The following is a 25,786-nucleotide window of genomic DNA, read 5'->3' as shown; positions in this document are numbered from 1 at the left end:
CCCCGCGCGCGGTACGGCCGTAACTCCAGGTGGGCACGGGAGTTGAGAGGAGCGTGGAAGAGACGATCGCGGGCGCCCCGAACAGTCAGATGACCGGTCAGATTCCGCAGCAGCGTGGGGAAACGCTGCTGGAGACCGCCGTACGGTACGCCGAGGAGCGGCACTGGGACGTGGTCCCCGGCACCTGGCTGGAAGCCGCCGACGGGCGGCAGCACTGCTCGTGCGGCGACGTCTCCTGCTCTGCGCCGGGTGCGCACCCCGCGCGCCCCGACTGGCCGACCCAGGCGACCGGCAGTGCGACCGTCGCGCGCCGGATGTGGCAGAAGCAGCCGACCGCGTCGATCCTGCTGCCGACGGGACGGACCTTCGACGCGCTGTCCGTCCCGGAGAGCGCGGGGTTCCTGGCGCTGGCCCGGATGGAGCGGATGCAGCTGACGCTGGGGCCGGTGACGCTCGCGCCGGACCGGCGGATGCAGTTCTTCGTGCTGCCGGGCGGCTGCGCGAAGGTGCCGGAGCTGGTGCGCAAGCTGGGCTGGTCGCTGTCGTCCCTCGACCTCGCGGCCCTGGGCGAGGGCTCCTACGTCGCCGCCCCGCCGACCCGCTTCGGCTCCCGCGGCGCCGTCCAGTGGGCGTGCCGCCCGACCCCGGCGAACCGATGGCTGCCGGACGCGGAGGAGCTGATCTCCCCGCTGGCGTACGCGTGCGGAAGGGACCGGTAGGCGTTCGCCCACGCGTGTGCCGGGTTTCCGTTCCGTCGGCGGGTGCGGGTGGTTCGTGGCTTGTCACGCAGTTCCCCGCGCCCCTTGGGTCGGCGAGCATCAACATGCCTGAGGGGCGCGGGGAACTGCGCGAGAACCCACCGCCCACCCGCACCCGCCGACGAAGCAGCAGCCCGGCAGACGCGCAGCCCCTCAATCCCCGAGCAACGAATCAAGAAACGGCAGCACAGCCGACCGCCAAGCCACCGGCCGGTCGTAGTGGGCCAGGTGCCCCGCGTCCGTCACTTCCGCGTACTCCCCCCGGGGCAGCACCCGCACCATCTCCTGCGCCTCCGCGCGGCCCAGCTCGCCGTCCAGGCCGCGGACGACCAGCGCGGGGCACCGGACCTGGGCCAGCTCCTCCCAGTGGGCGTCGTACACCCATGTCTCGCGGGAGTTGAGCATCTGCTCCGGCTCGAAGACGGGGCGCCAGCCGTCCGCCGACTCGTGCATGACCTCGGCGTAGAACGCGCCGCGCGCGGGGTTCGGGCGCTCAGCCCAGGGGTCGTCCTCGCCGAACCACTTGCGGACGTCGGCGAGCGTGGCGAAGGGGACGGGCCAGGAGCGGAACCACTCGGCCCATTCGCGCTGCGAGGCCGCGCCGAGAGCGGAGGCGCGCATGTCGCAGATGACCAGGCCCCGCACGAGGTCGGGGCGTTTCGCGGCGAGCTGCCAGGCGGTCAGCGCGCCCATGGCGTGGCCGACGAGGACGGCGGGGGCGAGGCCGAGCTGTTCGAGGGCGGCCTCGGCGTCCTCGACGTAGGCCTCGCGGGTGTACGCGGCCTGCACGGGCTTGTCGCTCTGGCCGTGGCCGCGCTGGTCGAGGGCGACCGCGCGGTGCCGGGCGGCGAGCCAGCGGGCGGTCGACGCCCAGTGCGAGGCGCGGCCCATCAGCCCGTGGAGCAGGAGCACGCCCGGAGCGCCGGGCTGCGGGGCCGGCCGGTCGGCGACCGCCGGGTCCGTCTTGGGAGGGTCGGCGAACTCCCAGGCGGCCAGGCGCACCCCGCCCGCTCCCGTCACGTCGATACGTCGCGCCATGGGCTTGGCACCCCCCAGCTCCGCCTGCCTCGTACCGGTGTACTGCCGTACTCGCTCGTACTCGCTGCTGTCGCTGTCGTGCTCGTCATGTCGTGCCATGTCATGTCGTACCGTCGCAGATTATCGAATGGCTATTCGAAAGATCTGTTTCCGCGGACAACACCCCTCATTCGAGTGACACCCCTCCAGGAATGATCGCCGCCGCCCAGGGGATCTTTCTGGCGGGAGGCGGACCGCTCGGGGAAAAACGGTCCGAGGGGGATGACCCTGAGAGCTCGGGGCTCCGGGTCAGCACAGGGGAGGACAGGCCCCGGCGCCGCAAGGCGCCGGGGCCCTTCGCTTGTCAGCGCTTGGCGACGAACACATGGGAGGCGACGTCCGCCTCCAGCTCGGCCGCCTCGCCGCCGCTGCCCACCAGCACACCGCCGGCCGACTCGGTCACGCTCACCACGGAGCCGGGCTGCACGCCCGCGCGCCGCAGCGTGTACATCAACTGGGCGTCCGTCTGGATCGGCTCGCCGATCCGGCGGACGACGACCGTCTTGCCGTCGGCCCCCGCGTCGAGGTCGGCCAGCGAGACCATGCTCTCGTCCAGGAACGGGTCGGCGCCGTCCTTCTCGCCCAGCTCCTCCAGACCCGGGATCGGGTTGCCGTACGGCGACTCGGTCGGGTGCCGCAGCAGCTCCAGGACGCGGCGCTCCACGGCCTCGCTCATCACGTGCTCCCAGCGGCACGCCTCGGCGTGGACCTGCTCCCACTCCAGGCCGATCACGTCGACGAGGAGGCACTCGGCCAGCCGGTGCTTGCGCATCACGCGCGTGGCGAGCCGTCTGCCCTCGTCCGTGAGCTCCAGGTGGCGGTCGCTGGCGACGGACACCAGGCCGTCGCGCTCCATGCGTGCCACCGTCTGGCTCACCGTCGGCCCGCTCTGGTCGAGCCGCTCCGCGATGCGGGCTCGCATGGGCACGACGCCTTCCTCTTCGAGTTCGAGGATGGTGCGGAGATACATCTCCGTGGTGTCGATCAGTCCGGACATACGTGCCCCTCGATTACCTCTGCCGGAAACCTCTGCCCGAAGCCCGGCGCGTGCGCTGGCCCTGGCACCAATTCTGCCGGATCCCACTGACAAGCGGGGGGCACCGGGAAAACGAGGGGCCGGCCCCCTTCGGTGCGCTCCCCCTCGGCCGTATTGACACCGCACTGGTCCAGACCGCACGGTGATCCGCGACACAGACGCTGCGAAGGGGCACCGCATGAGCGACGGCACGCCTGCCGACCTGTTCTTCGACGCCGCCATCAACCTGCTGCAACGGGTCCGCGAGGAGGAGGCCGAGCCGATCAGGGCGGCCGGCACCCTGCTCGCCGACACCGTCGCGGCCGGCGGCCGCCTGTTCGCCTTCGGCGCCGGGCACTCCTCGCTGGCCGCGCAGGACGTCGTCTACCGCGCCGGCGGCCTCGCCCTGATGAACCTGCTGGCCGTGCCCGGCGTCGTGGGCGTCGACGTCACCCCGGCCACCCTCGGCTCCGCCCTCGAACGCGTCGACGGCCTGGCGAGCGCCGTTCTCGACACCTCGCCGGTCCGCGCGGGCGACGCCCTGGTGATCATCTCCCTGTCCGGCCGCAACGCGCTGCCCGTCGAGATGGCGCTGAACGCCCGCGTGCTCGGCGTGAAGGTCATCGGCGTGACCTCGGTCGCGTACGCCGCCGAGACGACGTCCCGGCACGTCTCGGGCACCTTCCTGAAGGACCACTGCGACCTCGTCCTCGACTCGAAGATCGCCGTCGGCGACGCCGAACTCACCCTCGACACCATCCCGGCGCCCTTCGCGCCCGCCTCCACGGTGGTCACCACCGCCCTGCTGCAGGCCGTCATGGCGACCGCCGCCGCCACCCTCGCCGAGCGCGGCATCGAGCCCCCGCTGCTGCGCTCGGGCAACGTCGACGGCGGACACGAGTGGAACGGCCGGGTGATGCGGGAGTACGGCGACCGGATCTTCTACCGGCACTGACCCGGAGGCCCGACGGCAGGTATCGCCTACTCGCCGTGCGCCGCGTCCGCCAGGTCCAGCGCGGCCGCTATGCGTACGGCCACGTCCTCGGCGTAGACCGTGTCGGAGCGCTCGAAGCGGGCGCGGCCGCAGCCGCGCAGGAAGGTCACGACGCCGAGGGTGCGGCCCCGGCTGCGCAGCACCGCGCACAGGGCGTGCACCGCGTCGTCGGGCCACTGCCGGGCCAGCGCCCACTGCCGCGCCAGCTCCGCCGGGACCGACCCGGCGTCCGCGCGCACGGAGCCGGCCCGCTCCACGCACTGCACGGCCGGATGCCCGGCGGCATAGCGCACGGGCAGCCCGGCCGCGCCGGTCAGCATGCTCGGGCCCGGCGCCCCGGCGGGCGTGGCGGCCAGCCGCACCAGCCGTACGGCGCCCTCCTGGCCCTCTTCCCCGGCGGCGCGCGAGGAGTGGGCCACGCGGTCGATCAGGGCGTGGTCGGCGAAGCCGGCGAGCGCGAAGTCCAGGTGGACGGTGACCGCCTCGGCCGGGTCCTCGCACTCGGCGGCGGCGTGGCCCGCGCGGCGCAGCTGGTTGGCGCGGAAGCGCAGCAGGGACGCCTCCTGATCGCCCTGCTTGGCCTCGGTGACGTCCTGGAACAGCCAGCCCACGCCGAGCGGCACCGGTTCCTCCGCGAGCGGCGAGGCGAGCCGTACGAAGCCGCTGCGCCAGCAGCGCCGCCGCTCGCCCTCCGGGGTGCGCAGGCTCACCCACATCTCGGCGGGCGCGGGCGGCGCGCCCTCGGACAGGACGTGGGTGAGCGCGGCCTCCAGGTCCTCGACGCCCTGGGCGAGCAGCTCGCCGAGGGGCCTGCCGAGCACGGACGTACGGCCGACGCCGAGGGCACGGGCCGCGTGCGCGTTGACGACGGCGGGGCGCAGATCGGCGTCGATGAGGACGACGCCCCATGCCGCGTCCTCGAAGAGGGCCTCGCTCAGCGCGATCGACCGCTCCAGGTCGATCTGCGCGTGCACCTCGCTGAACGCGCAGTACAGGCCGGCGGGCTTGCCGTCGGGACCGCGTACGGCGGCGGACTGCGTGCGCACCAGGACCCGCCCGCCGTCCTTGGTCACCAGGGCGAACTCGTGCACCTGCCGGCCGGCCGCGTGCATGGCGGACATCAGCCGGGACTGGACCTCCTCGGCGTCGGCGCTGCGCACCGCCCAGCCCGCGAAGCCGTGCCGGCCGACCGCCTCGGCGGCCGTCCAGCCGAGGATCCGCTCGGCCTCCCGGTTCCAGTGCGTGACGACCCCGTCGGCGTCGAAGGCGCACAGCGCCGCGTCCATGCCGTCGAGCAGCGCGGCGAGCAGATCGGACCCCCCGGACTCACCGGACTCACCGGGCTGGCCCGGCTCGCCAGGCTCGTCCGGCCCCAGCTCGTCGGTGGTCCCACTCCGCCGGGAAGCACTCACCTGGACCCCCTGCAGGCTGCGTCGGCGCGTAAACGGCGCACGACTCGCTCACTGGCCTCTCACTGGCCTTCATTCAACTGGAACGTGACTCAGCCCACATCCTGTTCCCGAGAAAAAAGAGCTTGAGCGTCTCCCGTCGGCTTCCTAGGGTGTGAGGTACACGAGAAGGGAGGTGGTTCGGCAGATGTATGCATACCGGACGCGTGAGGTGGCTGCGGGCTAGCGGCCCGTCACCACGCTCTGTGCGGTGCCGGACCAGCGTGCGATACGAGCATGCAGCCGGCCTATCCCAAGCAGTCACCCGACCCGCGGGCTGCCGGTACGTCCGGCCGGCTCCTCCTCGGAGGAACCCAGCCCGCGGGTCGTCTGCGTTCCCGGGGCTTCACCGTCCCTCAGGGGCTGAGGCGTTCTACCGCCCAGGTGCCGTCAGGGCGGGAGACGTAGCGCAGCCGGTCGTGGAGGCGGTTCTCACGGCCCTGCCAGAACTCGACCGTCTCCGGGACGACCCGGAAGCCGCCCCAGTGCGGGGGGACCGGGACCTGTTCGCCCTCGGGGTAGCGGGCCTGGAGATCGGCGTAGGCCGCGACCAGTTCGGTGCGGGAGGCGATCACCGCGGACTGGGCGCTGGCCCAGGCGCCCAGCTGGGAGCCGTGCGGGCGGGTACGGAAGTAGGCGGCGGTCTCGTCGCGGCCGGTGCGGCGGGCGGTGCCCGTGACGATGATCTGTCGGGCGATCGGATGCCAGGGGAAGAGCAGCGAGACGTGCGGGTTCTCCGCGAGGTCACGGCTCTTGCGGGAGTCGTAGTTGGTGTAGAAGACGAAGCCGTCGCTGTCGTACCGCTTCATCAGGACCGTGCGTGAACTGGGGCGGCCCGTCGCGTCCGCCGTGGAGACGACCATGGCGTTGGGTTCGTAGAGCGTGCCGTGCAGGGCCACGCGCGCGGCGTCCTCGAACCAGCGCGTGAACTGGTCCATGGGGTGCGAGGCGAGGTCCTGTTCGGCGAGGCCGTCGACCCGGTACTGCTTGCGCATGGCGGCGGGATCGAAGGCGGGGTCGAGGGAGTCCAGGCGGAATTCGCGGTCGGTCACGCGGTCATCTTGCCGTACCCGCCACCGAAGATATCTCGAACAGTCGTGGCACTCAGTGTCGTTCGGTCTCCCGATATCTGGCACTGAGGGATATCGTGCTGGTTCCCCGCCGATGAGCCCTGCGTACGGGTGACCACCGGGTGACCACCGGCCGATCGGGGCATCACCGGGGTGACCACCCCCGACACATCACGAGGAGCCGCCTGATGTCCGATTTCGTACCCGGACTCGAGGGAGTCGTCGCGTTCGAGACGGAGATCGCCGAGCCGGACAAGGAGGGCGGCGCCCTGCGCTACCGGGGCGTCGACATCGAGGACCTGGTCGGGCACGTCTCGTTCGGGAACGTGTGGGGGCTGCTGGTCGACGGCGCCTTCACCCCCGGCCTGCCGCCCGCCGAGCCGTTCCCGGTCCCGGTGCACTCCGGTGACATCCGGGTGGACGTGCAGGCGGCGCTCGCCATGCTCGCGCCGGTGTGGGGGCTGAAGCCGCTGCTCGACATCGACGAGCACCAGGCCCGCGACGACCTCGCGCGGGCCGCCGTGATGGCGCTGTCGTACGTCGCCCAGTCCGCGCGCGGGCAGGGGCGGCCGATGGTGCCGCAGCGGGAGATCGACAAGGCCCGGTCGGTGGTCGAACGGTTCATGATCCGCTGGCGGGGCGAGCCGGACCCGAAGCACGTCGCGGCCGTGGACGCGTACTGGACCTCCGCCGCCGAGCACGGCATGAACGCGTCGACCTTCACGGCGCGGGTGATCGCGTCGACCGGTGCCGACGTGGCCGCCGCGCTGTCGGGGGCGGTCGGCGCGATGTCCGGTCCGCTGCACGGCGGCGCGCCGTCCCGGGTGCTCGGCATGATCGAGGAGATCGAGCGCACCGGGGACGCGGAGGGGTACGTGAAGCGGGCCCTGGACCGCGGCGAGCGGCTGATGGGCTTCGGGCACCGGGTGTACCGGGCCGAGGACCCGCGCGCGCGTGTACTGCGGCGTACGGCACGGGAGTTGGGGGCGCCGCGGTTCGAGGTCGCACAGGCCCTGGAGAAGGCCGCGCTGGACGAGCTGCACAGCCGGCGCCCGGACCGTGTGCTGGCGACCAACGTGGAGTTCTGGGCGGCGATCATGCTGGACTTCGCCGAGGTCCCGGCCCACATGTTCACGTCGATGTTCACGTGTGCCCGGACCGCCGGCTGGTCGGCGCACATCCTGGAGCAGAAGCGCACGGGCCGCCTGGTGCGGCCTTCCGCGCGGTACGTGGGGCCGGGGGTGCGCAGTCCGCGGGATGTGGACGGGTTCGCGGACATCGCCCGCTGAGGGGCGTACCTCATACCTGAGGGGTACGCGCCCCCGCGCCCCGGCGGCGTTCACCCCGCCGGTGTCAGCAGCTTCCCGTGATGCCGCTCCGCCACCAGCGGATGCGCCCTCAGCTTGCCCTTGAGCTCGTTGTAGCCGTACTCGGCGTACAGCGGGTTCGTGGGGTCGGTCGTGATGCCGGGGGCCGTCGCCGCGTGCGGGAAGGACAGCGGCTGGATCCTCGCGTCCAGGCGGGGGTTGTAGAAGAACGGGACCGAGAAGCGTTCCGTCGCTCCGGGCGGGCTGACCACGCGGTGGTTGGTGGCCACCAGGTAGCCGTTGGTGGCCACTTCCAGCAGTTCGCCGAGGTTGACCACGAAGGCGCCCGGGACGGGCGGGACGTCGTGGAAGAGGCCGTCCTCGCGCTGGACCTGGAGGCCGCCGACCGTGTCCTGCAGGAGCAGGGTGAGGAAGCCGTAGTCCTTGTGGGCGCCGACGCCCTGGTCGGTGCCGTCGCCCGCGCTGCCGGGGTAGCGGACGAGCTTGAGGTGCGGGTGGGCGTGCTCGCCGAAGGCCGGGGCGTAGAAGTCGGCCGGGGCGCCGATCGCCGTCAGCAGTTCGGCGAGGAGGCGTTCCGCGACCGCGCTCAGCCTGTCGATCCAGGTCAGGGCGGCGCTGCGCAGCTCTGGCAGGGCGGCGGGCCACTGGTTGGGCCCCTGGAGCCACCAGTACGGCGGCTCGGCCGGGCCCGGGACGCGGGCGGGGCGTTCGGCGCCGATGTCGAGCTGGTCGCGCCAGTCGCGGGCACCCGCGGTGCGCTCGTCGCCGGTGCGGGTGTAGCCGCGGAAATGCGGGGAGTTGACGTTGTCGAGGGCGAGCCGGTCGGCCTCGGGAAGGGCGAAGAAGGCGCGCATGGCGGTGAGCAGCGCGTCGGTCTCGGCCCGGGTCACGCCGTGCCCGACGAGCTGGAAGAAGCCGACGTCGTGCGCGGCGCTGTGCAGTTGGGCGTGGAGCAGGGCCCGGGCCTGGGAGCCGCGGTCGGCGGCCGACAGGTCGATGATCGGGAGCTGTTCGTACGACGGGTTCGTCGCGGTGTGCGAGGTCATGGGTGCGTCCACAGGGGTGTGTGGGCCACGGGCAGGCCGCCGAGGGTAGGGCGGCGCCCAGGATGCCGTAAGAAGGAGCGGAAGAAAGGGGCTGATTCAGGCCGAAAGGCGACAGCCCATGCTCGTGACGCGCACGTAGTCCACGTGGCGACGGCGAACGAGCATCGGAAGCATGCGGCAAGAGTACTGCGCCGTACGGGATACGGATGTGGCCTGCTTCACGCTTTCACGCTTCTCCGGCTCAGGCGAGGGCGCGTTCCAGCAGGTCGGCCCACTGGGCGACGACCCGGTCGCGGCGGGCGGTGTCGTCGGTCAGGAGGTTGGCGAGGCCGAGGCCGCGGGCCATGTCCAGGAAGCCCTGGACGGTCTCCCGGACGCCGGGGAGCCGCTCGTCGGCGCCGAGCAGTTCGACGGCGATGCGGTGGGTCTCGCGGCCGACGCGGGCCTCCAGCTCGGTCACACGCGCGCGGAGCTGGTCCTCGTCGGAGGCGGCGACCCACAGGTGCAGGGCGGCGCGGAAGAGGGGGCCGGTGTAGAGGCCGACGACGGCCGCGAGGACGGCCCGGCGGTCGGTGGCGGCGCCGCCCGGGAAGAGCTCGCGCAGCGCACTGGAGCGCTCCTCGGCGACGTACTCGACGGCGGCCGTGAACAGGTCCTCGCGGGTCGGGAAGTGGTGCTGGGCGGCGCCCCGGGAGACACCGGCGCGTTCGGCGACGACGGAGACGGTGGAGCCCGCCCAGCCGTGTTCGGCCAGGCAGGCCACGGCGGCCTCCAGCAGCCGCTGCCGGGTGGCCCGGCTGCGGTCCTGTTTGGGCGCGCGGTCGCGTTCCGCCGTCGTGCTCATCCGGTCACACCACCCATGCCGCGTCCCGCTTCTGAAGGAAGGCCGTCATCCCCTCCCGGGCCGGGCCGGAGGCGAACAGCCGGGCCGAGAGCGCGGTCAGCTCCGCCGCGTCCCGGTCGAATGTTTCCAGCACCCTAGCCGTGAGCAGCCGTTTCGTCTCGGCCAGGGCCTCGAGGGAGGAGCGGCGCAGGCCGTCGAGGATGGGGGCCAGGGCCTCGTCCACGTCCTCGCCCGCCGTGGTGAGCAGGCCCAGGCGGACGGCCTCGGCCGGATCGAAGCGCTCGCCGGTGAGGTAGTAGCGGGCCAGGGCTCGGGGGTCGGTGCGCGGGATCACGGGCAGGGAGATCACCGCGGGGGCGACCCCGATGCGGACCTCGGTGAAGGCGAAGGTGGCCGTGGCGGACGCGGCGGCGAGGTCGCAGGCGGCGAGCAGGCCGAGGCCGCCCGCGCGGACGTGCCCGGTGACCCGGGCGACGACCGGTCGGGGCAGTTCCACGATCTGCCGGAGCAGGCCGACGAGCGCGTCCGGTTCGGGCGGGTCGCGCAGGTCGGCACCCGCGCTGAAGGTGTTGCCGCTGTGGGTGAGGACGACGGCGCGTACGTCCGCGTCCGCGGCGCAGTCGGCCAGCGCGCTCGCCAGGCCGGAGACGAGGGCCGCCGAGAGCGCGTTGCGGGTGCCGGTGGCGTCGAGGCTGAGGGTCTCGACGCCACGCGTGCGCGTGCGGCCGATCGGTGTGCTCACGCGTGCTCCCTAGAGTGCCCGCAGTTCGCGGCGCAGGATCTTGCCGGAGGCCGCGCGCGGGACGGTGTCGATGAAGGTGATCCGGCGGACGCGTTTGTAGGGCGCGACCCGTTCGGCGACGTACAGCATGATCTCGTTCTCCGTCAGGTCCTCGGCGGCACCGGCCCGGCGGACCACGAAGGCGTGCGGGACCTCGTTGCCGTCCTCGTTGCAGGACCCGATGACGGCGGCGTCGGCGATGCCGGGGTGGGTGAGGAGCAGCGCCTCCAGCTCGGCGGGGGCCACCTGGAAGCCCTTGTACTTGATGAGTTCCTTCACCCGGTCCACGACGTACAGCCAGCCGTCCGCGTCGACGTGCCCGACGTCTCCGGTGTGCAGCCAGCCGTCGGCGTCGATCATGGCGGTGGTGGCGTCGGGGCGGCCGAGGTAGCCCTTCATCACCTGCGGTCCGCGGATCAGGATCTCGCCCGGCTCGCCGGCGGCGAGGTCCTTGCCGGGGTCGTCCAGGGAGACGATCCGCATCTCGGTACCGGCGACGAGGCGGCCGACCGTGCCGGCGGGGGCGTCGTGCAGGCGGGCGAGGGGGACGACGTGCGTGCCCGGGGACAGTTCCGTCATGCCGTAGGCCTGGCCGATCGGGGGCAGTCCGAGCCGCTCGGCGCACGCGCGCGCGAGGTGCGCGTCCAGCGGGGCGGCGGCGCAGATGACGTGCTTCAGCGAGGACAGGTCGTAGTCGGCGACCGCCGGGTGCTTGGCGAGGGCGAGGACGATCGGCGGGGCCACGTACAGGCCGGTGATGCGGTGGTTCTGGATGGCCGCGAGGAAGGTCTCCAGCTCGAAGCGGGGCAGTACGACGACCGTGGCGCCCTGGCGCAGCGGCGCGTTCATGAGGGCGGTGAGGCCGTAGATGTGGAAGAACGGCAGGACGGCGAGGACGCGGTCGCCGGGGGCGGCCGGGACGGCGGGCTCCAGCTGGGCGAGGTTGGTGGCGATCTGCCGGTGGGTGAGCATGACGCCCTTGGGGACGCCGGTGGTGCCGGAGGAGTACGGCAGGGCCGCGATGTCCTCGGCCGGGTCCAGGGCGGGCCGCGGCTCGGGGGCGGTGGTCGCGAGCATGTCGGTCAGCGAGCGGTGCCCGCTCGCGCCGTCGCAGACGAATATCTCCCGTACGCCGCCCGCGAGTTCGGCGGCCCGGCGGGCCGTGCCGAGCAGCGGTGAGACGGTGACGATCCAACGGGCGGCGCTGTCGCGGAGCTGTTTGGCGAACTCCTCGGGCGTGGCGAGCGGGTGCACCGTGGTGACGGAGGCACCCGCGCGCGTGGCCGCGTAGAAGGCGGTCGGGAAGGCGATCGTGTTGGGGCTGTGCAGGGCGAGGACGTCGCCCTTGCGTACGCCGGCGTCGGCGAGCCCGGCGGCGACGCGCCGGTGGAACCGGTCCACCTGCTCGTACGTGAGCGTGGTGCCGTCCGTGCCGTCGATCAGCGCGGGCAGGTCGCCGAACTCGGCCGCCCGGCCCAGGACGGCCTCGTGGATGGGGAGTTCTACGGGCGGAACGTCTGCGTACTCGCTGCGGAACACGGTTCCTCCAGGCGGAAGCGGCGGTTCGGTGCGGCTCGGCTCAGTACGACTTGGGCAGGCCGAGCGTCTGGTGGGAGACGTAGTTGAGAATCATCTCCCGGCTCACCGGCGCGATACGAGCCACACGCGCGGCCGTTATCAGCGAGGCGAGACCGAACTCGCGCGTGAGGCCGTTGCCGCCGAGCGTGTGCACGGCCTGGTCGACGGCCTTCACACAGGCCTCCCCGGCCGCGTACTTCGCCATGTTGGCGGCCTCGCCCGCGCCCATGTCGTCGCCGGCGTCGTAGAGGTGGGCCGCCTTCTGCATCATCAGCCTGGCCAGCTCCAGGTCGATGTGCGCCTGGGCCAGGGGGTGCGCGACGGCCTGGTGGGCGCCGATGGGAGCCTCCCAGACGGTGCGGTCGCGGGCGTACTCGATCGCCTTGGCGAGCGCGTACCGGCCCATCCCGATGGCGAACGCGGCGGTCATGATCCGCTCGGGGTTGAGTCCGGCGAACAGTTGCAGCAGACCCGCGTCCTCGTCGCCGACGAGCGCGTCGGCGGGCAGCCGCACGTCGTCCAGGACCAGCTCGAACTGCTTCTCGGCCGCGCTCAGTTCCATGTCGATGGGGCGCTTTTCGAAGCCTTCGGCGTCCGTCGGGACGATGAACAGGCAGGGCTTGAGGCGTCCGGTGCGGGCGTCCTCGGTGCGGCCGACGATCAGGACGGCGTCGGCGATGTCGACACCGGAGATGAAGACCTTGCGGCCGCTGAGCAGCCAGTCGGCGCCGTCCTTGCGCGCGGTCGTGGTGATGCGGTGGGAGTTGGAGCCGGCGTCGGGTTCGGTGATGCCGAAGGCCATGAGCCGGGTGCCGTCGGCGATGCCGGGGAGCCAGGTCTGTTTCTGGGCCTCGGTGCCGAAGCGGGAGACGACCGTTCCGCAGATGGCGGGCGAGACGACGAGCATCAGCAGCGGCGAGCCCGCGGCGCCCAGTTCTTCCAGCACGATGGAGAGTTCGCTGATGCCGCCGCCTCCGCCGCCGTACTCCTCCGGGAGGTTGACGCCGAGGTAGCCGAGTTTTCCGGCCTCGGACCAGAGTTCGGTGGGGGGCTTTCCGGCGGCGACCGCCTGGACGAGGTAGTCGCGTCCGTAGCGCTTGCCGAGGGCGGCTACCGCTGAGCGGAGGGCTTTGTGCTCTTCGGTTTCGATGACGGGAGACATGAGGCTCCTAAGAAGAGGTTTCCTGCACTACGGCGAGCAGCATTCCGGGTTCCACCTGCTGGCCGGTCCTGGCGTGCAGCGCGGTCAGGGTTCCGGTGACCGGCGCCGAGATCCGGTGCTGCATCTTCATCGCCTCCAGCCAGACGAGGCCTTGGCCGGCCCGGACCGCCGCCCCCTCCGCCAGTCCCTCGGCGACGCGGACGACCGTGCCCGGCATCGGCGCGAGCAGGGAACCGGGGGCGAGCCGGGCGGTGGGGTCGGGGAAACGGGGCAGGGCGGTGAGGCGGGTGGTGCCCACGTACACCTCGTCGCCGTAGCGAGCGATCACGAACTTCCGTTCCACACCGTCCACTTCGAGTACGACCGCGCGCTCGTCGGCGTGCACGACGCGTACCCCGTCCGCCCCCAGGCCTTCCCTCGTGTGCCAGTAGCGGACCTCCTGCTCCTCCCCCGCCACCGCGTACCGCTTCGCCTGCGGCTGTGAGGGCAGGTTGCGCCAGCCGCCGAAGCGGGAGCGGCCGTGGGCGTCGGCGAGGGCCGCAGCGAGGGGAGCGTACGGGTCGGGGGCGGGCTCGGTCAGTGCGGTGAGGTGACGGTCGTAGAAGCCGGTGTCCATGCGGCCGCTGGTGAACTCCTCGTGGCGCAGGGAGCGGATCAGCAGGGCGCGGTTGGTGGCCGGGCCGTGGATCTCCGCGCGCTCCAGTGCTCCGGCGAGCCTGCGGATCGCCTCCGCGCGGGTGGCTGCGTGGGCGACGACCTTGGCCAGCATCGGGTCGTAGTGGACGCCGATGGCGTCACCGTCGGTATAGCCGGTGTCGAGCCGGACACCGGCCGGTACGGCCAGCCGGTGCAGGGTGCCGGTCTGCGGGGCCCAGTCGCGGGCGGGGTCCTCGGCGTACAGGCGGGCCTCGATCGCGTGCCCACGCGCGCGTGGCGGCTCTTTCGGCAGCGCGTGGCCTTCGGCGACGCGGAGCTGTTCGGCGACCAGGTCGAGCCCGAACACCTCCTCCGTCACGCGGTGTTCGACCTGGAGGCGGGTGTTCATCTCCAGGAAGTGCGCGCGGCCGTCGGCGACGAGGAACTCGACGGTGCCCGCGCCCACGTAGGCGACGGCGCGCGCGGCCTGCACGGCCAGCGCGTACAGCTGCTCCGTGAGCCCCTCGGGGAGTCCGGGCGCCGGGGCCTCCTCGATCACCTTCTGGTGGCGGCGCTGGAGGGAGCAGTCGCGGGTGCCGAGCGGCCACACGGTGCCGTGGGCGTCGGCGAGGATCTGCACCTCGACATGGCGGCCGTGCTCCAGATACGGCTCCACGAAGACCTCGCCGTCACCGAAGGCGCTCGCGGCCTCGGCGCGCGCGGCCTCCAGTGCGGTGCTCAGCTCCTCCAGGCGGCGCACGATCCGCATCCCGCGCCCCCCGCCGCCGGCGGCCGCCTTCACCAGTACCGGCAGCTCGGCCTCCGTGACCTGCGCCGCGTCGAGGGGCGCGAGACCCATCAGCTCCTTCGCGCGGGTCTTGGACGCCATCGCCTCGATGGCCTCCGGGGGCGGGCCGATCCAGGTCAGGCCGGCGTCGAGCACGGCGCGGGCGAAGTCGGGGTTCTCGGAGAGGAAGCCGTAGCCGGGGTGCACGGCGTCCGCGCCGGCGGCGAGGGCCGCCTTCACGATCAGGTCGCCGCGCAGATACGTCTCGGCGGGCGCCGCGCCCGGCAGCCGTACCGCCGTGTCGGCCACGCGCGCGTGGAGCGCGTTCTCGTCGGCGTCCGAGTGCACGGCGACCGTCCGGATTCCCGACTCACGGCAGGTGCGGAAGATCCGGCAGGCGATCTCGCCCCGGTTGGCGACGAGCACTGTCGAAATCGCAGAGATCACGGAATCCCTCACATCCGGAAGACGCCGAAGCCGCCACGCGCGCCCTCGTAGGGCGCGGTGTGGATCGCGGACAGGCACAGGCCGAGGACGGTGCGAGTGTCGCGCGGGTCGATGACGCCGTCGTCGTACAGCCGCCCGGACAGGAACATCGGCAGCGACTCGGACTCGATCTGCTGCTCCACCATCGCGCGCAGCGCCGCGTCCGCGTCCTCGTCGTACGGCGCTCCCCTGGCCGCCGCCGACTGGCGGGCGACGATCGACAGCACGCCCGCGAGCTGCTGCGGCCCCATCACGGCGGACTTGGCGCTCGGCCAGGCGAACAGGAACCGGGGGTCGTAGGCGCGCCCGCACATGCCGTAGTGCCCGGCGCCGTACGACGCCCCCATGAGCAGGGACAGGTGCGGAACCCTGCTGTTGCTGACCGCGTTGATCATCATCGAGCCGTGTTTGATGATCCCGCCCTGTTCGTACTCCTTGCCGACCATGTAGCCGGTGGTGTTGTGCAGGAAGAGCAGCGGGATGTCGCGCTGGTTGGCGAGCTGGATGAACTGGGCGGCCTTCTGCGACTCCGCGCTGAACAGGACCCCCTGGGCGTTGGCGAGGATGCCGACCGGATATCCGTGCAGGGCGGCCCAGCCGGTGACCAGACTGGTCCCGTACAGCGGCTTGAACTCGTCGAAGTCGGAGGCGTCCACGATCCGGGCGATGACCTCGCGCGGGTCGAAGGGGATCCTCAGATCGCCGGGGACGATGCCCAGCAGTTCTTCCTGGTCGTACTTGGGCGGCTCGGCGGGCGCCGGATCCGGGTACGCCTTGCGGTGGTTGAGGCGGGCGACCACCCGCCGCGCCTGCCGCAGCGCGTCCGGCTCGTCGACGGCGAAGTAGTCGGCGAGGCCCGACACGCGCGCGTGCATCTCCGCGCCGCCCAGGGACTCGTCGTCGCTCTCCTCGCCGGTGGCCATCTTCACCAGCGGCGGCCCGCCGAGGAAGACCTTCGCCCGCTCCTTGACCATGATCACGTGATCGGACATGCCGGGGATGTACGCACCGCCGGCCGTCGAGTTGCCGAAGACGACGGCGACGGTCGGGATGCCGGCGGCGGACAGACGCGTGAGGTCGCGGAAGATGGCGCCGCCCGGGATGAAGATCTCCTTCTGCGACGGCAGGTCCGCGCCGCCCGACTCCACCAGGCTGATACAGGGCAGCCGGTTGGCCAGCGCGATGTCATTGGCGCGCAGGGCCTTCTTCAGGCTCCACGGGTTGCTCGCGCCGCCGCGCACGGTCGGGTCGTTGGCCGTGATCAGGCACTCCACGCCCTCGACCACTCCGATCCCGGTCACGAGCGAGGCGCCGACGGTGTACTCGGGGGAGGCGCTGCCCCAGGCGGCGAGCGGCGACAGCTCCAGGAACGGCGTGTCCGGGTCGAGCAGCAGCTCGATGCGCTCCCGGACGAGCAGCTTGCCCCGCTTCCGATGCCGCTGGACGTACTTCTCGCCGCCGCCCGCGAGCGCCTTGGCGTGCTCGGCGTCGAGTTCGGCGAGCTTGGCGAGCATGGCCTCGCGGTGCGCGCGGTGGTCGGGGCCGGCCGGGTCGAGGGCCGAGGTCAGGGTGGTCACAACAGGGCCTCCGGGATGTCCAGGTGGCGGGAGCGCAGCCATTCGCCGAGGGCCTTGGCCTGCGGGTCGAAGCGGTGCCGGGCGGCGACGCCCGCGCCGAGGATGCCCTCGACGACGAAGTTGACCGCACGGAGGTTCGCCAGCGGATGCCGGGTGACGGGCAGGTCCCGGCTCTCGGGGATCAGTTGCCGGAACCTCTCGACGGTCAGCTCGTGCGCGAGCCACCGCCAGGCCTCGTCGCTGCGGGCCCACACCCCCACGTTGGCGTTCCCGCCCTTGTCCCCGCTGCGGGCGCCGACGACCAGCCCGAGGGGGGCGCGACGGGTCGGCCCGGGCGGCAGGGGCTCGGGGAGATCCGGCTCGGGTGCGCCGTCCAGGGGCCGGGTCTCCCGGGGCGGCGCCACAGGGACACGACGCCCGTCGTGGAGGACGGCCATATGGTCGACGGCGCCATGGGGGACGTACGCATCCTCGAAAACCCCATAGGGCGAGGCCTTTTCCGGTGGCGAGAGCACATGGAACCCGGGGTAGCTGGCCAGCGCCAGCTCCACGGCGGCCCCGCCCAGCGCCCGCCCGACGACCCGTTCGTCCGCGTCCCGTACGACGAGCCGCAGCAGGGCGCTGGCGGTCTCCTCGGTGTCCGCGTCGCCCCGGTCGGTCCGCACCAGCTCCCAACGGACGTCGGCGGGCGGGGACTTGGCGAGCGCGTCGCCGAGCTGCTCCCGCACCAGCGCGGCCTTGGCCTCGATGTCGAGCCCGGTGAGGACGAAGACGACCTCGTTGCGGAAGCCCCCGAGCCGGTTGAGCCCGACTTTCAGGTCCGGCGGCGGTGCTTCGCCCCGCACCCCTTCGATCCGCACCCGGTCCGCCCCGTCCTGGCTCAGCCGTACGGTGTCCAGCCGGGCGGTGACGTCGGGCCCGGCGTACCGCCCGCCGCCGGTCTCGTACAGCAGCTGTGCGGTGACGGTGCCGACGTCGACCAGGCCGCCGGTGCCGGGGTGCTTGGTGATCACGCTGGTGCCGTCGGCGTGGATCTCGGCGAGCGGGAACCCGGGACGGCGGACGTCGCCCTCCTGGAAGAAGGAGTAGTTCCCGCCGGTCGCCTGCGTCCCGCACTCCAGCACATGCCCGGCGACGACGGCGCCCGCGAGCCGGTCGTGCTCCTCGGGCCGCCAGCCGAAGTGCGCGGCGGCGGGTCCGGTGACCAGGGCCGCGTCGGTCACGCGCCCGGTGACGACGATGTCCGCACCGGCCCGCAGACACTCGGCGATACCCAAGCCGCCGAGGTAGGCGTGGGCGGCGAGGGTGCCGGGGTACGCGGCGGTGAGGTCGTCGCCCTCGACGTGCGCGACGGTGACCGGGATGCCGGTCCGGTCCGCCAACTCCCTTATCAGTCTGGCCAGTCCGGCCGGATTGAGCCCTCCGGCGTTGGTGACGATCTTCACCCCGCGCTCGTGGGCGAGCCCGAGGCAGTTCTCCAGCTGGCGCGGGAAGGTGCGGGCGAATCCGGCGTCGGGGTCCTTCAGCCGGTCACGGGCGAGGATCAGCATGGTGAGTTCGGCGAGGTAGTCGCCGGTGAGGACGTCGAGTTCGCCGCCGGTGAGCATTTCGCGCAGGGCACTCGCGCGGTCGCCGTAGAAGCCGGAGAAGTTGCCGATGCGCAGGGGGTTCACCGCTCTCCCTCCTTCGACGGCCGACCGGCGCCGGGCGGCCCCGCGAAGGCCTGGGCGATGTCCAGCCAGCGGTCGGCGTCCGGGCCCACGGCGGTCAGGCCGAGGTCGGCGCGGTGGGCTCGCTGGGTGACCAGGAGGCAGAAGTCGAGGGCGGGGCCGGTGACGCGCTGGGGGGGATTCTCGGGGCCGTATGCCCACGTCTCCCCCGTCGGCGCGGTGAGTTCGACGCGGAACTCTTCGGCGGGAGGGGTCAGCTGGTGGACGGTGTAGGCGAAGTCGCGTGTCCGCACCCCGAGTCGGGCCACATGCCTGAGCCGCTCGGTGGGTGGGCGCACCACACCCAGGGCGTCAGCGATGTCCAGGCCGTGGGCCCAGGTCTCCATCAGGCGGGCGGTGGCCATGGAGGCGGCCGACATCGGCGGGCCGTACCAGGGGAAACGGGCGCCGGGCGGGGCGCCGCGCAGGGCCTGGTCGAGGGCGGTGCGCCCCTCGCGCCAGGCCGACAGCAGCTCGGCGGGCGCGAGCCGGGCGCCCTCGTCCGCGCCCTCGTCCACGAAGGAGTCGGGGGCGGCAAGGGCCTTCTCGACCAGCGCGCGGAAGGCGTCCGCGTCGGTCACGGCAAGCAGCGCCGAGCGGTCGGTCCAGTGCAGGTGGGCTACCTGGTGGGCAACGGTCCAGCCGGGGGCGGGGGTGGGCAGTGCCCATTGCTCCGGCCCCAACTCGCCTACCAGTTGATCCAGTTCATCACTCTCGGCACGCAGGTCATCGATGACGGGCGTCGGGTCGGCCATGGGGGGAGCATGGCAGTGAGGGCAGAAACAATCAAGCACGCTTGCATGAATCAGTTTTCCACAGGCCGGCTCCCTTACGCGCCCAAGTCGCTGCCCTCGGTGACGGGAGGTGGTGACGTGAACATCCGCAAACTCGACCCCAGCGCATCGCCGATGGAGACGGGCTCAAAGCTGTCGGGCGCGATATGGCGTAGGTCGTCCTACAGCGGTGACACCGGAGGCCAGTGCGTCGAAGTCGGCCCCGTCCCCCTCTTCCCCACGCGCGCCTGGTCGGCCTTCACGCAGTCGGTCAAGGGCTGAAGCGACCGAACGACCCCCGGGGGACGTCACGCCTCCGGTGCCGGCTCCACCCGGGCCTCGCCGCGGCCCACCTGGGTGCGGACCGCGCCGATGCTCGCGGCGATGACCAGGGTGATGGCGGCCGCCTCCGACCAGGACAGGGACTGGCCCAGGACGAGGAAGCCCGCCGTGGCCGCGATGGCCGGTTCCAGGCTCATCAGGATGGCGAAGGTGGAGGCGGGCAGGCGGCGCAGGGCCAGGAGTTCGAGGGTGTAGGGGAGGACCGAGGAGAGCAGGGCCACGGCCGAGCCGAGGGCGACGGTGGTGGGGTTCAGCAGGCGGGTGCCCGCCGCGGTGATACCCAGGGGGAGGAAGAGGAGTGCCGCCACCGCCATGGCCAGGGCCAGGCCGTCCGCCTGGGGGAAGCGGCGGCCCGTGCGGGCGCTGAAGAGTATGTAGATCGCCCACATGGCGCCTGCGCCCAGGGCGAATCCGACACCGGTGGGGTCCAGAGCGCTGAAGCCTCCGCCGCCCAGCAGGAACACACCGAGCAGGGCCAGGCCCGCCCACACCGCGTTGATCGCGCGGCGGGAGGCCAGGACGGACAGGGCGAGCGGGCCGAGTACTTCGAGGGTGACCGCCGGGCCCAGCGGGATGCGGGCGACCGCCTCGTAGAAGAGCCCGTTCATCGCGGCCATGGCGATACCGAACGCGATCACCGTGCCCCAGTCGGCGCGCGAGTGGCCGCGCAGCCGGGGGCGGCAGACCACGAGGAGGACGATCGCCGCCGCGAGGAGCCGGAGGGTGACGACGCCCGGCGCGCCGGCGCGGGGCATCAGGGTCACGGCGAGCGCACCGCCGAACTGGACCGAGATGCCACCGGCCAGCACCAGCCCGACCGGGCCGAGTGAGCCGGGCGCACCGAAGCGGCGCGGTGGACCGGACGGGGTGGCGGCCGACGTGGCGGCGTTGGAGGTGTGGGTGCTGGGGGCGGCGGTCACGGGCTGTCCTGGACTTGATCGAGTACGTCTATCGCGATGTACTAACAAGTTCAGGGTAATAGACTTCGACAGGAGCGTGAACCCCTTTAGTAGCTGTCCCGGATCGTGGGATCCGGCACCCCGTTCGCTCTCTCCACGTCCCGGAACAGCGGGCGGCCGTCGGGGAGGTACGAGGGCACGGTGCCGCAGGGCTCGTAGGCCGGCCGGGGCGCTGTCCATGTCTGTGCGGGAACGTAGGCGGCGTGGTCGTACGCCTGCGACTGCGGCTGCGCCGAAGCCTCCTCCCACAGCGGCATGCGCAGTTCGCCCGTGTCCATGACCGCGTTGTTCTGCGAGCGGTGCAGCCGGGCGTACGCGCCGCCCCTGGCCAGGAGTTCGTCGTGGCGGCCGGTCTCGACGACGCGGCCGCGGTCCACCACGAGGACGCGGTCGGCGTCGGGGGCCAGGTTGAGGTCGTGAGTGATCATGATCGTCGTGCGGCCCGCCATCAGCCGGCGAAGAGGCTTCACGACGCGGCGGGCGGCCATCGCGTCCAGGCCCGTCGTCGGCTCGTCCAGGACCAGGACCGGGGCGTCGCGCAGGATCGCGCGGGCGATGGCCAGGCGCTGGAGCTGGCCGCCGGACAGGCGGGCCGAGTTGGGGTCGACCCTGGTGTCGTAGCCGTCGGGAAGGCGGACGATGAACTCGTGGGCGTCGGCTGCCTTCGCCGCCCCCTCGATGGCCTGCTCGCTGGCGCCGGGCCGGCCGCAGGCGATGTTGGCGCGGACCGTGTCGTGCAGGACGAGGGTCTCCTGCGGGAGCAGGGTGACGTACTCGCGCAGGCGGGCCAGCGGGAAGTCACGCAGCGGTACGCCGTCCAGCAGGACCTCGCCCGCGTCGGGGTCGTAGAAGCGGAGCAGGAGCTTGGAGACCGTGGACTTCCCTGCGCCGCTCGGGCCGGTGACGATCACCAGCTCGCCGGGGCTGACCGTGAAGGAGAGGTCTTCGAGGGTGGTCTTCTCGGCGCCGGGGTAGGCGAAGGTGGCCCGCCGGACCTCGACCGTCCCGTCCGGGCGGCCGGTCTGCGTGCCGCGTGGGGGGTCGGTGACCGAGGGGCGGACGTCGAGGATCTCGATGAGGCGCTCAGCGCCCGCCGTGGCGGCGGTGATCGTGAGGCCGAGCTGGGCGAGGCCGCGCACGGGCGGGTAGAGGTAGCCGAGGAAGGCGGCGAAGGCGAGGAGTTGGCCGAGGGTCATGCGGCCGGTGGAGATCTCCCAGGCGCCGATGCCGATCACCGCGAGCACACAGACCGTCTCGATGACCTGGACGAGCTGTTCGTAGGCCTCGCCCAGGCGGGTGGAGCGGACCGAGGCGCGGAACCAGGCGTTCGCCTCCTCGCTCAGCCGACGGCGTTCGGCGTCGCGGCGGTCGTAGGCCTGGGTGAGCACGATGTTGCCGAGGGACTCCTCGACCACGGAGGTGATCGCGCCGTCGGCGACCCGGCCCGCGCGCGAGACGTCCTTGATGGAACCGGAGAAGCGGCGCGCGGCGAGCCAGAACAGGGGCGCGAGCACGAAGGTGGCGGCGGCCAGGTCCCAGCGCAGCCAGAACGCGGCGGCGGCGTAGAAGAGGGCGGAGAAGGCGGCCGAGGCGGCACCGACCAGGCCGGACACGACCAGCGTCTCGATCGCCTCGACGTCGCTGGTCAGCCGGGAGAGCAGATCTCCCTGGCGGTGGCGCTGGAAGAAGTGCGGGGGCAGTTGCTGGACATGGTCGAAGACGTGCTCGCGCAACCGCATCACGAAGCGTTCGGTCGCCCAGGCGGCCAGGGAGTTGCCGGCGTACGCGACGAACGCGCCGACGACGGCGACGCCCAGCCACTTCAGGGCCGGCGCCCAGAACGCGGCCAGTGACCCCTTCCGCAGGGCGTGGTCGGTGAGGTCGCCGAACAGCAGGACGGCCTCGGTCTCGGCGAGCGCGGCGATCACCGTGCACACCCAGACGACGAGCAGCCATTTCCTGAGGCCCCGGGTCAGCGGCCAGAAACGACGGAATGCCACTCGGGCGGGAATCGTGGGCGTCCCGTACTCGCCGCCCTCGAATTCTTCACCGTCGTCGATCATCCGACCCCCTTCCGGATCATCTTCCCGAATTTGCTTCCGGAATTGTTTCCATGACTCCGGAGATTCCGGAATGAACAGAGAAAGGGGGCCGACGGTGCACCATCGACCCCTTTCGGATCAGCTCGGGGTTACTGGCCCTGGCCGGGGAGGGGCTTGGGCAGCGGCTTCGGCTGGTGCTTCCGCGGCTTCGGCTTCGGGTGCGGCGGCGGGGGGAGCTGCTTCTTGGGCTTGGGGGGCAGCGGGACAAGCTTGTTGAAGCCCATTTCCTACTCCTAGTTTTTCGCAGTTCTTGTCTTTTCGAGAATTCCGCGTCCGGCTCCCGACATCGAAGAACCTACACGCCACCGCAGACCCTGAACGGCAAAGTTGGCAAAGGGGCGCTGTGAAAACCTTGGTGGTTCCTGAGAGAACCACTCGAACCTGAGAGTTCTCTTATGAACCTGAGTACTCCCTTATGAACCGGCCCTCGGCTCCGCCGCATCCAGCGCCTGCGCCAGCACCTCCGCCAGGTGTCTGCCGCGCACCCCGGCCAGTTGCGCCAGCTGGGTGCGGCAGGAGAAGCCGTCGGCCAGGACGAGCGCCTCCTCGGGCGCGGCGCGCAGCGAGGGCAGGAGCTGGTCCTCCGCGCAGGCCTTCGACACCTCGAAGTGGCCCTTCTCGAAGCCGAAGTTGCCCGCGAGGCCGCAGCAGCCGCCGCTCAGTTCGCCGGTGAGGCCCGCGGCTTCGCGCAGCCGGCGGTCGGGGCGGTCGCCGAGGACCGCGTGCTGGTGGCAGTGGGTCTGGCCGGCGACCGGGCGGTCGACGGCCGGCGGCGTCCAGTGCGGGGCGTGCCGCTCCAGGGCCTCGGCGAAGGTGAGGACGGCCGCGGACAGCTCGGCCGCCCGCGGGTCGCCGGGCAGCAGCTCGGGCAGGTCGGTGCGCAGGGCCGCCGCGCAGCTCGGCTCCAGGACGACGACCGGGACGCGCGCTCGCAGCACCGGCTCCATCAGGTCCAGCGTGCGGCGCAACACCACCCGGGCGCGGTCGAGTTGGCCGGTGGAGACGTACGTCAGGCCGCAGCAGACCCGGGCCCGGCGGGCGGTGAGGAGTGCGGCGGCCGATCTGCTGCGCCCCGTGCCGAGCGCTGCCGCGCGCGGCAGCAGGGCCGGCGGCAGGGTCACCCGCAGCCCGGCGGCCTCCAGCACCCGGACGGCGGCCCGGCCCACGGACGGGGACAGGTGCTCGGTGAAGGTGTCCGGCCACAGCACGACCAGCTTGCCCGCGGGCTCGGGCGCGGGGGCCGCCCGCCGCGTGCGCCACCAGCCGGTGAACGTCCGTGTCGCCAGCCGGGGGATGTCCCGCTCGGCCGCGATCCCGCCCAGGCGTTTGCCGACGGCGGCGAACGGCCGCAGCGAGGCCAGCGCGTTGAGCAGCGGGGCCGTGCGCGTGCGGGCCGCCCAGCGCAGCCACTCGGGCAGCCGGCCCATGCTGTGGTGAGCCGCGGGGCGGCGCCGGCCGGCGTAGTGGTGGTGCAGGAACTCGGCCTTGTAGGTGGCCATGTCGACGCCGACCGGGCAGTCCGAGCGGCAGCCCTTGCAGGACAGGCACAGGTCGAGGGCGTCGCGGACCTCCGTGGACCGCCAGCCGTCGGTGACCAGTTCGCCCGCCAGCATCTCGTGCAGCAGCCGGGCCCGGCCGCGCGTGGAGTGCTCCTCCTCGCCCGTCGCCCGGAAGGACGGGCACATCACGGCCGGGCCGGACGCCGTGGCCGTACGGCACTTGGCCACGCCCACGCAGCGGCGGACGGCCGCGCGGAAGTCACCGCCGTCGGCCGGATAGCCGAACTCCACGTCGACGGGCCGACCCGGCAGCGCCGAGAAGCGGAGGTTGGTGTCCAGCGGGGCGGGGCGGACCAGCATGCCGGGGTTGAGCAGGTCGTCGGGGTCCCAGAGCGCCTTGGCCCGCTCGAAGAGCCGGATCGTCCCGGCGCCGTACATGCGCGGCAGCAGCTCCGCGCGGGCCTGTCCGTCGCCGTGCTCCCCGGACAGCGAGCCGCCGTGCTCCACGACCAGGTCGGCCAGCTCCTCGGAGAAGCGGCGGAAGCGCCCGACTCCGGCCTCGGTGAGCAGGTCGAAGTCGATGCGGACGTGGATGCAGCCGTCGCCGAAGTGGCCGTACGGCGTGCCGCGCAGTCCGTGCGCAAACAGCAGCGCGCGGAAGTCGCGCAGGTAGGCGCCGAGCCGGGCGGGCGGCACCGCGCAGTCCTCCCAGCCGGGCCAGGCCTCGGAGCCGTCGGGCAGGCGGGTCGCCGTGCCGCTCGCGTCCTCGCGGATGCGCCACAGGGCCCGCTGGGCGCCGGCGTCCGTCACCACCAGGGCGTCGACCACGTCGGCCGCGCGGACGATCTCCTCCGCACGCGCGCGGGCCTCGCCCGCCGACTCGCCGCCGGTCTCCACGAACAGCCAGGCCCCGCCCTTCGGCAGCCCGGCCGCCGAACGGACCAGGTCGGCCGCCATGCCCTCCACCGTCAGCGGGCCGAGCGGGAGGAGTCCGGCCGCGGCCTCGGCCGCCGCGCTCTCGTCGCCGTATCCCAGCACGGCGAGCGCACGCGCGCGCGGCGCCCGCACCAGCCGTACGACCGCCTCGGTCAGGATGCCGAGCGTGCCCTCGGAGCCGCAGAAGGAGCGGGCCACGTCGGCGCCCTGCTCGGGCAGCAGCGCGTCCAACGCGTACCCCGAGATGCGGCGCGGCAGTTCGGGGAAGCCGGTGCGCAGCCGGGACAGCTCGCCCGCCGCCAGCTCCCGCAGCCCGTCCGGCGCTCCGGCCCAGTCCCGCCCCAGCCGCAGCCGCTGCCCGCGCGCGGTGACGACGGACAGCTCGCGCACGCTGTCCGCGGTGGTCCCCCAGGCGACCGAGTGGGAGCCGCACGAGTTGTTGCCGATCATTCCGCCGAGCGTGCACCTGCTGTGCGTGGACGGGTCCGGGCCGAAGCGCAGGCCGTGCGGGGCGGCGGCCTCCTGGAGCCGGTCGAGGACGAGGCCGGGCTGGACGACGGCCGTGCGGGCCTCGGGGTCGATCGACACCAGGCCGTTCATGTGCCGCGTGAAGTCCAGCACCACGCCCGTGCCCGTCGCCTGCCCGGCGATCGACGTGCCCCCGCCGCGCGCCACCACCGGCACCCCGCGCGCCCGGCACACCGCCAGCGCGGCGGCCACGTCGTCGGCGTCTCTCGGGGCGACGACGCCGAGCGGGACCCGTCGGTAGTTGGACGCGTCCATCGTGACCAGCGCCCGGGAGGTGACGTCGAAGCCCACCTCTCCCCGGACGGCCCTGCGCAGCGCCTCGGCGAGATCTGTCATGCGTCCAGGATGCAT

At 72.8% G+C, this 25,786-nt stretch carries 21 protein-coding genes; 4 read left to right on the top strand and 17 right to left on the bottom strand.

The window, feature by feature from the left end:
* Window positions 1-53 precede the first annotated feature (53 nt).
* Window positions 54-719 carry a bifunctional DNA primase/polymerase gene (locus BIV25_RS13955; protein WP_071372595.1) on the top strand — a complete coding sequence of 222 codons (666 nt, stop codon included), beginning with the start codon at window positions 54-56 and terminating at the stop codon, window positions 717-719.
* 192 nt (window positions 720-911) lie between these two features.
* On the opposite strand, the gene BIV25_RS13950 is transcribed toward BIV25_RS13955, so the two are convergent.
* Window positions 912-1,796: an alpha/beta fold hydrolase gene (locus BIV25_RS13950; RefSeq protein WP_071372651.1), complete on the bottom strand. Its 885-nt coding sequence runs from the start codon at window positions 1,794-1,796 to the stop codon at window positions 912-914.
* Between the two features lie 343 nt (window positions 1,797-2,139).
* Window positions 2,140-2,832, bottom strand: coding sequence for a metal-dependent transcriptional regulator (locus BIV25_RS13945; RefSeq protein WP_055710351.1), 693 nt, complete (start codon window positions 2,830-2,832; stop codon window positions 2,140-2,142).
* A 217-nt stretch (window positions 2,833-3,049) separates the two neighbouring features.
* Here BIV25_RS13945 and BIV25_RS13940 point away from each other — a divergent pair, with 217 nt between their 5' ends.
* Window positions 3,050-3,805 (top strand): SIS domain-containing protein, encoded by a 756-nt coding sequence (locus BIV25_RS13940; protein ID WP_071372594.1) that lies wholly within the window; start codon window positions 3,050-3,052, stop codon window positions 3,803-3,805.
* 26 nt (window positions 3,806-3,831) lie between these two features.
* Here the strand turns inward: BIV25_RS13940 and BIV25_RS13935 are convergent, their stop codons facing one another.
* Both BIV25_RS13935 and pdxH read right to left on the bottom strand, forming a co-directional pair.
* Window positions 3,832-5,256: a PAS domain-containing protein gene (locus BIV25_RS13935; RefSeq protein WP_071372593.1), complete on the bottom strand. Its 1,425-nt coding sequence runs from the start codon at window positions 5,254-5,256 to the stop codon at window positions 3,832-3,834.
* A gap of 392 nt (window positions 5,257-5,648) precedes the next feature.
* Window positions 5,649-6,287, bottom strand: a complete 639-nt coding sequence (gene pdxH / locus BIV25_RS13930; protein ID WP_071372650.1) for a pyridoxamine 5'-phosphate oxidase — start codon at window positions 6,285-6,287, stop codon at window positions 5,649-5,651.
* 263 nt (window positions 6,288-6,550) lie between these two features.
* Here pdxH and BIV25_RS13925 point away from each other — a divergent pair, with 263 nt between their 5' ends.
* Window positions 6,551-7,651, top strand: a complete 1,101-nt coding sequence (locus tag BIV25_RS13925) for a citrate synthase 2 (protein ID WP_071372592.1) — start codon at window positions 6,551-6,553, stop codon at window positions 7,649-7,651.
* 50 nt (window positions 7,652-7,701) lie between these two features.
* On the opposite strand, the gene BIV25_RS13920 is transcribed toward BIV25_RS13925, so the two are convergent.
* From BIV25_RS13920 to BIV25_RS13880, 9 genes are all read right to left on the bottom strand, one after another.
* Window positions 7,702-8,736, bottom strand: a complete 1,035-nt coding sequence (locus BIV25_RS13920; protein ID WP_071372591.1) for an isopenicillin N synthase family oxygenase — start codon at window positions 8,734-8,736, stop codon at window positions 7,702-7,704.
* Window positions 8,737-8,977: 241 nt separating this feature from the next.
* Entirely contained in the window at window positions 8,978-9,580 is a 603-nt protein-coding gene (locus BIV25_RS13915; protein ID WP_071372590.1) for a TetR/AcrR family transcriptional regulator, read from the bottom strand.
* Between the two features lie 4 nt (window positions 9,581-9,584).
* Window positions 9,585-10,322 carry an enoyl-CoA hydratase family protein gene (locus BIV25_RS13910; RefSeq protein ID WP_071372589.1) on the bottom strand — a complete coding sequence of 246 codons (738 nt, stop codon included), beginning with the start codon at window positions 10,320-10,322 and terminating at the stop codon, window positions 9,585-9,587.
* A 9-nt stretch (window positions 10,323-10,331) separates the two neighbouring features.
* Window positions 10,332-11,900 (bottom strand): 4-coumarate--CoA ligase family protein, encoded by a 1,569-nt coding sequence (locus tag BIV25_RS13905; protein ID WP_071372588.1) that lies wholly within the window; start codon window positions 11,898-11,900, stop codon window positions 10,332-10,334.
* Between the two features lie 40 nt (window positions 11,901-11,940).
* Window positions 11,941-13,101, bottom strand: coding sequence for an acyl-CoA dehydrogenase family protein (locus tag BIV25_RS13900; protein WP_071372587.1), 1,161 nt, complete (start codon window positions 13,099-13,101; stop codon window positions 11,941-11,943).
* 7 nt (window positions 13,102-13,108) lie between these two features.
* The gene (locus tag BIV25_RS13895) at window positions 13,109-14,971 is read right to left on the bottom strand and encodes a biotin carboxylase N-terminal domain-containing protein (protein WP_218158459.1); all 1,863 of its coding nucleotides are present in this window, start codon (window positions 14,969-14,971) and stop codon (window positions 13,109-13,111) included.
* 8 nt (window positions 14,972-14,979) lie between these two features.
* Window positions 14,980-16,587 carry an acyl-CoA carboxylase subunit beta gene (locus BIV25_RS13890; protein ID WP_071372586.1) on the bottom strand — a complete coding sequence of 536 codons (1,608 nt, stop codon included), beginning with the start codon at window positions 16,585-16,587 and terminating at the stop codon, window positions 14,980-14,982.
* On the bottom strand, window positions 16,584-18,260 hold the full coding sequence (locus BIV25_RS13885) for an acyclic terpene utilization AtuA family protein (RefSeq protein WP_071372585.1): 1,677 nt from the start codon (window positions 18,258-18,260) through the stop codon (window positions 16,584-16,586). Before BIV25_RS13885 ends, BIV25_RS13890 begins: the two co-directional genes overlap by 4 nt.
* Window positions 18,257-19,051 (bottom strand): TIGR03084 family metal-binding protein, encoded by a 795-nt coding sequence (locus BIV25_RS13880; protein WP_071372584.1) that lies wholly within the window; start codon window positions 19,049-19,051, stop codon window positions 18,257-18,259. The genes BIV25_RS13885 and BIV25_RS13880 overlap by 4 nt, the downstream gene beginning before the upstream one ends.
* 117 nt (window positions 19,052-19,168) lie before the next feature.
* Here BIV25_RS13880 and BIV25_RS49215 point away from each other — a divergent pair, with 117 nt between their 5' ends.
* On the top strand, window positions 19,169-19,351 hold the full coding sequence (locus BIV25_RS49215) for a DUF397 domain-containing protein (RefSeq protein ID WP_071372583.1): 183 nt from the start codon (window positions 19,169-19,171) through the stop codon (window positions 19,349-19,351).
* Between the two features lie 26 nt (window positions 19,352-19,377).
* Here BIV25_RS49215 and BIV25_RS13870 read toward each other — a convergent pair whose 3' ends face one another.
* From BIV25_RS13870 to BIV25_RS13860, 4 genes are all read right to left on the bottom strand, one after another.
* On the bottom strand, window positions 19,378-20,331 hold the full coding sequence (locus BIV25_RS13870; protein WP_071372582.1) for a DMT family transporter: 954 nt from the start codon (window positions 20,329-20,331) through the stop codon (window positions 19,378-19,380).
* 86 nt (window positions 20,332-20,417) lie between these two features.
* On the bottom strand, window positions 20,418-22,433 hold the full coding sequence (locus tag BIV25_RS13865) for an ABC transporter ATP-binding protein (RefSeq protein ID WP_071372581.1): 2,016 nt from the start codon (window positions 22,431-22,433) through the stop codon (window positions 20,418-20,420).
* A 128-nt stretch (window positions 22,434-22,561) separates the two neighbouring features.
* Complete coding sequence (locus tag BIV25_RS52685) at window positions 22,562-22,696, bottom strand: hypothetical protein (RefSeq protein ID WP_256255794.1); 135 nt, start codon at window positions 22,694-22,696, stop codon at window positions 22,562-22,564.
* Between the two features lie 189 nt (window positions 22,697-22,885).
* Window positions 22,886-25,771: an FAD-binding and (Fe-S)-binding domain-containing protein gene (locus BIV25_RS13860; protein ID WP_071372580.1), complete on the bottom strand. Its 2,886-nt coding sequence runs from the start codon at window positions 25,769-25,771 to the stop codon at window positions 22,886-22,888.
* Window positions 25,772-25,786: the final 15 nt, after the last annotated feature.

Source organism: Streptomyces sp. MUSC 14 (assembly GCF_001866675.1).
In the GTDB taxonomy this organism is placed as follows: Bacteria; Actinomycetota; Actinomycetes; order Streptomycetales; family Streptomycetaceae; genus Streptomyces.
This window is presented reverse-complemented; position numbering and strand designations above follow the sequence as displayed.

Bases quoted from the DNA above. Each gene is read 5' to 3' on its own strand.
- BIV25_RS13950 (WP_071372651.1), bottom strand. From the start codon at position 1,796: ATGGCGCGACGTATCGACGTGACGGGAGCGGGCGGGGTGCGCCTGGCC.
- BIV25_RS13945 (WP_055710351.1), bottom strand. From the start codon at position 2,832: ATGTCCGGACTGATCGACACCACGGAGATGTATCTCCGCACCATCCTC.
- BIV25_RS13940 (WP_071372594.1), top strand. From the start codon at position 3,050: ATGAGCGACGGCACGCCTGCCGACCTGTTCTTCGACGCCGCCATCAAC.
- pdxH (WP_071372650.1), bottom strand. From the start codon at position 6,287: ATGCGCAAGCAGTACCGGGTCGACGGCCTCGCCGAACAGGACCTCGCC.
- BIV25_RS13925 (WP_071372592.1), top strand. From the start codon at position 6,551: ATGTCCGATTTCGTACCCGGACTCGAGGGAGTCGTCGCGTTCGAGACG.
- BIV25_RS13920 (WP_071372591.1), bottom strand. From the start codon at position 8,736: ATGACCTCGCACACCGCGACGAACCCGTCGTACGAACAGCTCCCGATC.
- BIV25_RS13915 (WP_071372590.1), bottom strand. From the start codon at position 9,580: ATGAGCACGACGGCGGAACGCGACCGCGCGCCCAAACAGGACCGCAGC.
- BIV25_RS13900 (WP_071372587.1), bottom strand. From the start codon at position 13,101: ATGTCTCCCGTCATCGAAACCGAAGAGCACAAAGCCCTCCGCTCAGCG.
- BIV25_RS13880 (WP_071372584.1), bottom strand. From the start codon at position 19,051: ATGGCCGACCCGACGCCCGTCATCGATGACCTGCGTGCCGAGAGTGAT.
- BIV25_RS13865 (WP_071372581.1), bottom strand. From the start codon at position 22,433: ATGATCGACGACGGTGAAGAATTCGAGGGCGGCGAGTACGGGACGCCC.
- BIV25_RS52685 (WP_256255794.1), bottom strand. From the start codon at position 22,696: ATGGGCTTCAACAAGCTTGTCCCGCTGCCCCCCAAGCCCAAGAAGCAG.
- BIV25_RS13860 (WP_071372580.1), bottom strand. From the start codon at position 25,771: ATGACAGATCTCGCCGAGGCGCTGCGCAGGGCCGTCCGGGGAGAGGTG.